Here is a 9,759-nt window from a genome sequence, read left to right as displayed (position 1 = left end):
CACAGGCCCGGCGAAATTGCAGTACGAGTAAAGATGCTCGTTACGCGCGGCAGGACGGAAAGACCCCGGGACCTTTACTATAGCTTGACATTGGTATCTGAATTCGATTGTGTAGGATAGGTGGGAGACTGTGAAGCTCGGACGCCAGTTCGGGTGGAGTCGTTGTTGAAATACCACTCTGTTGGGTTTGGGTATCTAACTTGCGGCCCTGATCGGGTCGAGGGACAGTGTCTGGTGGGTAGTTTAACTGGGGCGGTTGCCTCCTAAAGGGTAACGGAGGCGCCCAAAGGTTCCCTCAGCCTGGTTGGCAATCAGGTGTTGAGTGTAAGTGCATAAGGGAGCTTGACTGTGAGACTGACGGGTCGAGCAGGGACGAAAGTCGGGACTAGTGATCCGGCACTTGCGTGTGGAAGCGGTGTCGCTCAACGGATAAAAGGTACCCCGGGGATAACAGGCTGATCTTCCCCAAGAGTCCATATCGACGGGATGGTTTGGCACCTCGATGTCGGCTCGTCGCATCCTGGGGCTGTAGCAGGTCCCAAGGGTTGGGCTGTTCGCCCATTAAAGCGGTACGCGAGCTGGGTTTAGAACGTCGTGAGACAGTTCGGTCCCTATCCGCCGTGCGCGTTGGATACTTGAGAAGGGCTGTCCCTAGTACGAGAGGACCGGGACGGACGAACCTCTGGTGTGCCAGTTGTCCTGCCAAGGGCACGGCTGGTTGGCTACGTTCGGAAGGGATAACCGCTGAAAGCATCTAAGCGGGAAGCTCGCTTCGAGATGAGGTATCCCACCACCTTGAGTGGGTAAGGCTCCCAGCTAGACTACTGGGTTGATAGGCCGGAGATGTAAGCACGGTAACGTGTTGAGTTGACCGGTACTAATAGGCCGAGGGCTTAACCACCCTAAACATTGCGCTTGCGTCCACTGTGTGATTCACAGCAAACGAACAACCACCCCGGTCTGTATGACGGGTTGCTGGTTGGTTCTGCTGATGGCTGTTTCGGTGGTCATAGCGGAGGGGAAACGCCCGGTTACATTCCGAACCCGGTAGCTAAGCCCTCCAGCGCCGATGGTACTGCACTCGGGAGGGTGTGGGAGAGTAGGACGCCGCCGGACTTAACTTACAGATTAGGCCCACCCCACACGGGGTGGGCCTAATCTTTTTTGTGCGTTCACCACAAACGGAACACCCCGCCTCCGGGAATGCCCGGGGACGGGGTGTTCTGCGTTGGGGGCGGGGCTATGACCGTACGTCAATCGCGGGTTTGAATTGCTTCTCGCACTTGAATCATCAGCGGGGCTGCTTCGGCGGCGGAGCGGTTGGGGAACATGGCCAGGGCGAGGCTTCCGTGGTCGGCCCAGCCGCAGACCGCCATGCCCGATCCGTCGCTGACCGTGGTTCCGCATTTCATGGAACCGCCCAGGGAGCCGGCGTCGACGTCGTGCAGGCCGGTTACCGAACCCTTGTCGTCGTTGAGCAATTCGAACGACGTTTCCAGGTCTTTGTCCGGGCTCCAGATCAGCGTGGTGCCGCCGAAGATCAGAACGTCCTTGTCGGCGGCGCCGGAATAGACGGCGCCGACCGTCTTGTCGAGGTCGATCTCGGCGGAGAGGGCGGTCTGCAGATAGTCCGCGGTGTCCTGGGCGTCCTGCGTCTTGTCGAGTTTGAGCTCGCCGATGGTGGACGGCAGGTTCAGGGTGACGTGGCGCTGGGAGTTGATCTGCCAGTAGAACCAGCCGAGCGCGGCCACGCCGACGACACCGACGGTGAGCAGGGACGCCAGGAGGATCGTGCGGGTGTGGCGGCGGGCCGGGCTGAGGGGTTCGGCCTCGGGCTCCTCGCCGTCGTCCTCGCCGACGAGGCTGAACGGCGCGTCCTGGATCTCGATCGGCTCCGGTTCGTTCAGAGCGAGGCCAGGTGCGAGGCCAGGTGCGCGCTCAGGAGCAAGGCCGGGAGCGCGGTCAGGAGCGAAGTCGGAAGCGCGGTCAGGAGCGAGGTCGGAAGCGCGGTCAGGAGCCAGGTTCGAGGGACCGGCCGGAGCGGGATTCGACGGGGTCGAATGATCCGGAACGGCGGGGATCGGGGCAGCTGACGGCGGTGGAGGAGCCGAGGAGGCCGCGATGGGGGGCGTCGGCCGGCCGGGTTCGGACATCACGCGAGCCTACCGTTATCCACAGGTGGCAGTGCGAATACCGGGTCGCGCGTGGGAATCCGTAGACTTGCGGGGTGACCGATGCGACTGATACCCGCACTCCCGACAGCCGGCCCACCGGTGGCCTCTCCGCTCAGTACCAGCCGGGCGACGTAGAGCAGTCGCGGTACCAGCGGTGGGTATCGGAGGGCTATTTCACCGCCGACCCGAAGAGTGACAAGCCGCCGTTCACCATCGTCATCCCACCGCCCAACGTGACGGGCTCGCTGCACGTCGGCCATGCCCTCGACCACACCATCCAGGACACGCTGGTGCGTCTCAAGCGCATGCAGGGTTTCGAGGTGCTGTGGCTGCCGGGCATGGACCACGCCGGCATCGCCACGCAGAACGTGGTGGAGCGCAAGCTCGCCGAGCAGCAGCTCTCCCGCCACGACCTGGGCCGCGAGAAGTTCGTGGAGAAGGTGTGGGAGTGGAAGGCCGAGTCCGGCGGCGCGATCCTGGGGCAGATGCGGCGGCTGGGCGACTCCGTCGACTGGAGCCGTGAGCGTTTCACCATGGACGATGGGCTTTCCCGGGCCGTCCAGACGATCTTCAAGAAGCTGTACGACGACGAGCTGATCTACCGGGCGAACCGGATCATCAACTGGTGTCCGCGCTGCCTGACCGCGCTCAGCGACATCGAGGTGGAGCACACCGACGACGACGGTGAGCTGGTCTCGATCCGCTACGGCGAGGGGGCGAACGCGATCGTCGTCGCCACTACCCGGGCCGAGACGATGCTCGGTGACACCGCGGTGGCCGTGCACCCGGACGACGAGCGGTACAAGCACCTGGTCGGCACCGAGGTCGAGCTGCCGCTGACCGGGCGGCGCATCCCGATCGTGGCCGACGAGCACGTCGACCCGGCGTTCGGCACCGGCGCCGTCAAGGTGACCCCGGCCCACGACCCGAACGACTTCGAGATCGGCCAGCGGCACGGCTTGCCCAGCCTGACCGTGATGGACGAGCGCGCGGTGATCACCGTGCCCGGCCCGTTCGAGGGTCTGGATCGGTACGAGGCCCGGCCGGCGGTCGTCGCCGCTCTGCGGGAGCAGGGCCGGATCGTGGCCGAGAAGCGGCCCTACCAGCACTCGGTCGGGCACTGTTCGCGCTGCAAGACGACGGTCGAGCCACGCCTGTCGCTGCAGTGGTTCGTCAACACCACCCCGCTGGCCAAGGCGGCCGGCGACGCGGTGCGGGACGGCCGGGTGCGGATCGAGCCGGAGGAGCTGTCGAAGCGGTACTTCGCCTGGGTCGACAACATGCACGACTGGTGCATCTCGCGTCAGCTGTGGTGGGGTCACCGCATCCCGGTCTGGTACGGGCCGAACGACGAGGTCGTCTGCGTCGGGCCGGACGAGCAGCCCCCGACCGGCGAGGGCTGGCGCCAGGACGAGGACGTGCTGGACACCTGGTTCTCCTCGGGCCTGTGGCCGTTCTCGACGCTGGGCTGGCCGGAGCAGACCGCCGAGCTGGAGAAGTTCTACCCGACCAGTGTGCTGGTCACCGGCTACGACATCCTGTTCTTCTGGGTCGCCCGGATGATGATGTTCGGCCTCTACGCGATGGACGGCAAGCAGCCGTTCGACGTGGTCAACCTGCACGGCATGGTCCGCGACCAGTTCGGCAAGAAGATGTCGAAGTCGTTCGGCAACGTCGTCGACCCGCTGGACTGGATCGAGCGGTACGGCGCCGACGCCACCCGCTTCACGCTGGCCCGCGGCGCCAACCCCGGCTCCGACGTGCCGATCAGCGAGGACTGGTGTCAGGGTTCCCGCAACTTCTGCAACAAGCTGTGGAACGCGACCCGGTTCGCGCTGATGAACGGCGCCACCGTCGAGGGTGACCTGCCCCCGTCGAGCGAGCTCAGCGCGATCGACAAGTGGGTGCTGTCCCGCCTGCAGCACACCATCGCCGAGGTCAACGAGCAGTTCGACAGCTATGAGTACGCGAAGGTGTGCGACACGCTGTACCACTTCGCCTGGGACGACGTCTGCGACTGGTACGTCGAGCTCAGCAAGCCGGTGCTGGCCCAGGACACCCCGGAGGCGGCGCGCACCCGGCGTGTCCTCGGGCACGTGCTCGACCAGCTGCTGCGCCTGCTGCACCCGGTCATCCCGTTCGTCACCGAGGAGCTGTGGATCGCGCTCACCGGCGGCGAGACCGTGACGTTCGCGACCTGGCCGTCGGTCGACTACGCGCGGGTCGACGACGCCGCCGAGGAGGAACTGACCGCGCTGCAGAAGGTGGTCACCGAGGTCCGGCGGTTCCGCTCCGACCAGGGGCTCAAGCCGAGCCAGCGGGTCTCGGCGGCGCTGACCGGGCTGGGCAACGTCGGCATCGACACGCACGAGACGCTGATCCGTTCCCTGGTCCGGCTGGACGCGCCGGCGGCCGACTTCACCGCGACCGCCACCCTGGCCGTCACCGGTGGCGTCACCGTCGACCTGGACACCCGCGGGGCGATCGACGTGGCCGCCGAGCGGGCCCGGCTGGAGAAGGACCGGGCGGCCGCCGAGAAGGAGGCCGCGCAGTGCCGGGGCAAGCTGGGCAACGAGGCGTTCGTGGGTAAGGCGCCGGAGCAGGTCGTCGCCAAGATCAAGGACCGGCTGGCGACCGCCGAGGCGGATCTGGTCCGGATCGCGGCCGCGCTCGACGCGCTGCCGGCAGCCTGAGGGATGCCTGACATGAGTGAGTACGCAGAGGTCGAGGCCGCGCTGAACGAGCGCGGCTTCACCCGCATGGTCTTCGACATGCAGAAGATCCGGGACCTGATGGACGTGCTGGGCAGCCCGCAGCGGGCCTACCCGGCGATCCACCTGACCGGCACCAACGGCAAGACCAGCACCGCCCGCATGATCGACGCGCTGCTGCGGGCGTGCGGACTGCACACCGGGCGATACACGAGCCCGCACCTGGAGACCGTCCGGGAGCGGATCAGCCTGGACGGGGAGCCGATCTCGGAGGAACGGCTCGTCGACACGTACCGGGAGATCTCGCCGCTGGCCGACCTGATCGACGACCGGAACACCGAACCGCTGACCTACTTCGACATGACGACCGCCATGGCGTACGCGGCCTTCGCCGACGCGCCGGTCGACATCGCGGTCGTCGAGGTCGGGCTGGGCGGCGAGGAGGACGCGACCAACGTCATCGACGCCGGCGTGTGCGTGATGACCCCGATCGGGCTCGACCACACCGAATGGCTCGGCGACACGATCGAGGACATCGCCTGGGCCAAGGCCGGGATCATCCACAAGGGCGCCACGGTGATCAGCGCGCTGCAGACCGAGGAGGCCATACGGCCCATCCTGGAACGCTGCGCGGAGATGGGGGCCACGCTGGCCCGCGAGGGCAGCGAGTTCGGTGTCGTCCAGCGCACGCAGGCGGTCGGCGGCCAGGTCCTCGTCCTGCAGGGGCTCGGCGGCGTCTACGAGGAGATCTTCCTGCCGCTCTTCGGCGCCCACCAGGCGCAGAACGCCGCCGTCGCGCTGGCCGCGGTCGAGGCGTTCCTCGGGGCCGGGCCGGACAAGCAGATCGACATCGAGCTGATCCGTGAGGGCTTCCTCCAGGTCGACTCGCCCGGGCGGCTGGAACGGGTCCGCAGCGCGCCGGCCATCCTGCTCGACGGCGCGCACAACCCGCACGGCATGGCCGCGACGGTCACCGCGCTGGAAGAGGAATTCAACTTCCGGCACCTGGTCGTCGTGCTCGCCGTGTTCGCCGACAAGGACGCGACCGGGCTGCTGGACCTGCTCGAACCGGTCGCGGCCCGGATCGTCGTGACCCAGAACAGTTCGCCGCGGTCGATGCCGGTCGACGAACTGGCACAACTGGCGATCAACGTGTTCGGCGAGGACCGCGTGACGGCCGCCGAAACGATGCCGGACGCGATCGAAGAAGCCGTGGTGCTCGCCGAGGAAGACGCGTCCGGCGAACTCAGCGGCGTCGGCGTGCTGATCACCGGCTCGGTGGCGACCGTCGCCGACGCGCGGAAACTGCTCAAACGATGACCGAGCCGGAGGAGAACGCGATGTCGCCGGAGGGCGAGGCGGGCGCCGCGACTCGCCCTTCCGGGCTTCGCAACCCCGAAGCGGCCGTACGGGGACTCGGGGCGGGAACACTCGCCCTCGAAGCGATCGTGCTGCTCCTGGCGATCCAGCCGATCCGCATCCTCGGCGGCCACCTCAGCGGGTGGGGGATCGGGCTGGTCGTGGCCCTGGCGGTGATCGCCGCGGCGCTGGCCGGGTGCATGCGGCGCAGCTGGGGCTGGACCGCGGGGACGGTACTGCAGGTGCTGCTCCTCGCCAGTGGGATGGTGCAGTGGTCACTGGCGGCGCTGGGCGTGATCTTCGGCTTGGCGTGGGCCTATGCGACGTACGTCAGGAAGTCGATCCTCGGCTGAAGCTGTTCGAAAAAAGGGGGAGTCACCGTGGTGACTCCCCCTTTCGGCGTTTCTAGGCCTCGGAATCCGGGCGGATCGCACGCCACTGGGTGATGGCGATGTTGTGGTTGTCCGGGTCGCGGAACGTGGCCGACCAGAGCTCCAACTTGTCGCCGCGATTCACCGGGCGCGGGGAATGGACGAACTTGACCCCCTTGGCCTTGAGCTCGTCGTGCACCGCCTCGATGTCGCCGACCTCCAGGTTCAGGTAGATCAGGCGGCCCGCCTCGGACGAGAGATTCGGGACGGTCCGCAGAACCACCCGGGTGTCGCCGGAGGCCAGGACCGAACTGCCGTCACCCGTGTCGATCTCGAAGAAGCCGAGGGTGTCGCGGTAGAAGCGGATCGAGCGTTCCAGGTCGGTGACCAGGATCGTGATGCCCACGCCGTGGATCGCGCCGGCCGGGCCCGGCCGGGCGCTGGGGTAGGCGGTGATCAGGTCGGCGGCGTGGATGTCGGGTTCCTGGCGGCCGGAGAAGTCGCCCCACGGGCTGCCGGTGGGCTTGCTCGGGAGGTCTTCCTCGGGCTCGTCGGCCTGGAGGGTTTCCGCAGCCTCTGCTACCGGGGGAGTCTTCGCGGCTGCCGGTGATCCTGCCGCGGGAGCGATTATTCCGGCGGCTACGGGAGGGGTGGACTCCGGGACGGCGTCCAGCGGGATGTCGACCTCGTCCTCGGGGAGGATCGGGCCGGTCGCGCGGGGGGTGGACGGTGACGGCGCGGTGGGGAAGGGGCGATCCGGCTCCGGGGCAGTGGGTGGCGGCGCGACCGGAGTGGGGGTGTGGGACGTCGCCGAGACGGTCGGCTCCGGGTGGGGCTGGGTGCGGTAGGAAGCAGGGTTCTCAGTGGTGGAGGGGTAGGCGCTGATGGGGAAGGCCATCGGCGGGAAGTCGGCGTGCCCGGGGTCGTCGGAGGGTGCCTCGGAGGCCGGGGCGACGGGGACAGCGGCGTCTGGTGCCGGGGCGGCCATGGGGGCCTCGGGGGTGCCGGGCTGGTCGACGAAGCGGGTGCGGCCGGAGTGGGTGGACTTCGGCTCCGGCCGGGGGGCGGCGGCCGGCTTGGTGGGTTCGTCGAGCTCCAGGTCGATCAGGGGATCGGTGGCCGGGGCCGACTCGGTCGAGGTGCGCTGGGTGGGCGGGCGGCCGGTGGTCTGCGGCTTGGTGACCGGGGGTTCGACCGTGGCCGTGCTGCTGGACCGCGGCTTCGGGCTGGGCCGGGACCCGGGTGGGCGGCGTGTCGCGGTGCGGGTTGCGGCGGCGGTGGCTCCGGTGGCGGTGGCTCCGGTGGCCAGGCCGGCGGCGAAGGCCGCGGCCGTGACACCTCCGCCGGACGACTGGCTACCGGACGATTGATGGCCGGACGGTGCGGAGCCGGATGTCGCGGGGGCGGAAGGTGCGCTGGACGTCGTGGGGCCGGAAGGGGCGCCGGATGTCGTGGCGCTTGGGGGAGCGCTGGACGGCGGGGTCGAGGGGGTGCCCGTCCTCACGGGAGCCGGGGAGGAAGGGGACGAGGCCGGCCGGGGCGGGGGTGGGTAGTCGGAGCCCGTCGGGATGGACGGGGCGGGCCGGCCCAGCCCGGGCGCCGGGGGCGGTGGGTAGTCGAACTCCTCCGAACGGCTGGGCGCACGACCGCGACGCGACCCCGGGGCGGGCGGCGGCGGGTACTCGTCGTCGTCGAAGGGGCCCGAACGGGCGGCGGCGCCCGGCGGGGGCGGGGGCGGGAAGTCGAACGAGTCGGAGTCGTCCGAGGGGCGGCTGGGCGCACCCGGCCCGGGCGGCGGCGGGTAGCTGGCGGAGGGCCAGGCCTCGGAGGAGGCACCCGACCCCGGCCTGGTGCTGGCCGCGGCCGCGTTGCGGCCCTCACGAGCCGCTGAGCGGTCGGAAGCGGCAACCGGCTCGGCAACGGGAGCGTTCTCCGCGCGGCGAGCGGCCCCGGCGGCGGCAGCGGTCGCGGCGGCGCCCGCGGCATAGGCGGCGGCAGTGTCCCGCGACGAGGGGGCGGGCGCCGGGTCGTCAGCGGGCGCGGCGGCCGGCGGCGCGTAGGGACCGGCCCCGGCCGGCGACTCGGAAGAAGTCGGGCGAGGCTCAGCCCGGCCGGATTCGGCGGAACCCGGGTCGGCGGAAGCAGGGTCGGCCGGAGGGGCCTCACCGGCAGCGGCCCGAGGCGAAGTCCGGGTGGAGTCGGCGGGCCGGGGTTCGGCCGGGGAGTCCAGGTCGATCGGGTCGAAGCCGATCGGATCGGTGTCCGCCGCCTCGAAACCGCCCGCCTCCGCCCGAGGCCCGTTCCCCGCGCGTCGCGGCAGCGGCGACACCGGCTCCTCGTCGCCGACGAGCTGGCCTTCGAGGATCGGCCCGTTCGGGGTGTCGCGAACGACCACGGGGGTGGTGACGCGGGTCTCCTCGTACGCCGGAGCGGGTTCCTCGGCGGTCCAGTCGTCGTCCCTGCTCTCCCACGGGCCGGGGGCGACCGCGCCGAGCACGTCGTCGTCCTCGGTCTCCTCGGGGTCGGTGCCGAGGTCGGGCTGGGCGGGCGGGGGCGGGTCGCCGGCCGCGCCGATGTCGGGCGCGTCCTTCCAGTTGACCCGGACCCGGCGGGTGTCGTCGACGTCGACGGTGATGGGCACGGTGGAGCCGATGGTCGGCCATTTCGCGACCGGCACCCGGCCGTCCCGGATCACCTTGTCGAAGGTTCCGAGGCCGGGGGCGACGACGATGGCCGAGATCTCGGCCCGCCCGTACGCCCCGGCGACCGGCGGTTCGGTGATGTTCAGGATCTCGGCGGTGCCGGCCACGGTGGCCCGGCCGCCGCGGCGCACGTTGGTCATCATCGCCAGCGCGATCGCCAATCCCAGCACCACGAAGCCGAAGATCGCGACGGGCCAGCTCTGCATGCCGAGACCTAAAAAGATCACGAAAGCAGCGAGCGTGCCCATGACCCACGCCACCAACTTGCGTGCCGGAGCGATGGGCCGGCCGGCCTGGTTCGCCACTGTGGACCTCCCGGTTCGTTCCCGTCAGGTTATGGCCCTCCGGTCACTGAGCGAAAGTGCGGCAGTACGGGCATCGCCGCTCGCCGTCCCGGAGGTACCGATAGGCTGAACCTCAGGCGTGTCGGCCTTCTTGTCGC

At 69.3% G+C, this 9,759-nt stretch carries 5 protein-coding genes and 2 rRNA genes (1 of these 7 only partly in view); 5 read left to right on the top strand and 2 right to left on the bottom strand.

Annotated elements, in window-relative coordinates:
- Together ACSHV8_RS34685 and rrf are read left to right on the top strand one after the other, a co-directional pair.
- Positions 1–901, top strand: a 23S ribosomal RNA gene (locus ACSHV8_RS34685) (it extends 2,175 nt beyond the left edge of the window).
- Between the two features lie 98 nt (positions 902–999).
- Positions 1,000–1,116: ribosomal RNA gene (rrf, locus tag ACSHV8_RS34680) — 5S ribosomal RNA — on the top strand.
- Positions 1,117–1,253: 137 nt separating this feature from the next.
- Here rrf and ACSHV8_RS34675 read toward each other — a convergent pair.
- Positions 1,254–2,153, bottom strand: a complete 900-nt coding sequence (locus tag ACSHV8_RS34675) for a hypothetical protein (protein WP_436522771.1) — start codon at positions 2,151–2,153, stop codon at positions 1,254–1,256.
- Positions 2,154–2,227: 74 nt separating this feature from the next.
- On the opposite strand from ACSHV8_RS34675, the gene ACSHV8_RS34670 reads away from it, so the two are divergent.
- Genes ACSHV8_RS34670 through ACSHV8_RS34660 form a run of 3 tightly spaced genes read left to right on the top strand, consistent with a single transcriptional unit; the run spans position 2,228 to position 6,597 of the window.
- A complete protein-coding gene (locus tag ACSHV8_RS34670; RefSeq protein ID WP_436522769.1) occupies positions 2,228–4,867 on the top strand; it encodes a valine--tRNA ligase in 2,640 nt (879 codons plus the stop codon).
- Positions 4,868–4,879: 12 nt separating this feature from the next.
- Positions 4,880–6,205 carry a bifunctional folylpolyglutamate synthase/dihydrofolate synthase gene (locus tag ACSHV8_RS34665; RefSeq protein ID WP_436522767.1) on the top strand — a complete coding sequence of 442 codons (1,326 nt, stop codon included), beginning with the start codon at positions 4,880–4,882 and terminating at the stop codon, positions 6,203–6,205.
- On the top strand, positions 6,202–6,597 hold the full coding sequence (locus tag ACSHV8_RS34660; RefSeq protein ID WP_436522765.1) for a DUF4233 domain-containing protein: 396 nt from the start codon (positions 6,202–6,204) through the stop codon (positions 6,595–6,597). Before ACSHV8_RS34665 ends, ACSHV8_RS34660 begins: the two co-directional genes overlap by 4 nt.
- 52 nt (positions 6,598–6,649) lie before the next feature.
- Here the strand turns inward: ACSHV8_RS34660 and ACSHV8_RS34655 are convergent, their stop codons facing one another.
- Positions 6,650–9,523 carry a VOC family protein gene (locus tag ACSHV8_RS34655; RefSeq protein ID WP_436522763.1) on the bottom strand — a complete coding sequence of 958 codons (2,874 nt, stop codon included), beginning with the start codon at positions 9,521–9,523 and terminating at the stop codon, positions 6,650–6,652.
- Positions 9,524–9,759: the final 236 nt, after the last annotated feature.

Origin of the sequence: Actinoplanes sp. HUAS TT8 (assembly GCF_051380535.1) — a bacterium.
Taxonomy (GTDB): domain Bacteria; phylum Actinomycetota; class Actinomycetes; order Mycobacteriales; family Micromonosporaceae; genus Actinoplanes.
This window is presented reverse-complemented; position numbering and strand designations above follow the sequence as displayed.

Coding starts and splice junctions, on each gene's coding strand:
- ACSHV8_RS34675 (WP_436522771.1), bottom strand. CDS start 2,153: ATGTCCGAACCCGGCCGGCCGACGCCCCCCATCGCGGCCTCCTCGGCT.
- ACSHV8_RS34665 (WP_436522767.1), top strand. CDS start 4,880: ATGAGTGAGTACGCAGAGGTCGAGGCCGCGCTGAACGAGCGCGGCTTC.
- ACSHV8_RS34660 (WP_436522765.1), top strand. CDS start 6,202: ATGACCGAGCCGGAGGAGAACGCGATGTCGCCGGAGGGCGAGGCGGGC.
- ACSHV8_RS34655 (WP_436522763.1), bottom strand. CDS start 9,523: ATGCAGAGCTGGCCCGTCGCGATCTTCGGCTTCGTGGTGCTGGGATTG.